Here is a 517-nt window from a genome sequence, read left to right on the forward strand (position 1 = left end):
GCGCACATCCGCATTTTCACTGTCTGCTGATGGTGCAACCTTCTTGGTTTAAAGGGAAGAACTACGTTAAGCACGAACGTTGGGTAGAACTCTGGCGCGATTGCTTGCGGGTGAACTATGAGCCGAATATCGATATTCGGGCAGTAAAAACTAAGACAGGTGAGGTTGTGGCCAACGTTGCCGAGCAACTGCAAAGCGCGGTTGCTGAAACGCTGAAATACTCCGTTAAACCGGAAGATATGGCAAACGATCCTGAGTGGTTTCTTGAGCTGACGCGGCAGCTTCACAAGCGCCGTTTTATCTCGACCGGTGGGGCGCTAAAAAACGTCCTCCAGTTGGATCGAGAAACCAATGAGGATCTTGTCATTGCCGACGATGTAGGGGATGGCACTGATGACGGGAAGCGGACGGCGTTTGTCTGGGATTCAGGTAAACGGCGTTACAAACGCGCCCCTGAGAAGGATAAATCGGATTAACGTATGAATATTAATATTGAATACCTGAATGGAAATAAGAC

Annotated in this window: 1 protein-coding gene; it reads left to right on the forward strand. The window is 49.1% G+C overall.

The window, feature by feature from the left end:
- The coding region (locus tag ACJA3G_RS38445; protein WP_112014878.1) for a protein rep at positions 1–476 on the forward strand (476 nt) is incomplete at its 5' end.
- Positions 477–517: the final 41 nt, after the last annotated feature.

Origin of the sequence: Streptomyces sp. YS-3, assembly GCF_045257485.1 — a bacterium.
GTDB lineage: Bacteria > Actinomycetota > Actinomycetes > Streptomycetales > Streptomycetaceae > Streptomyces.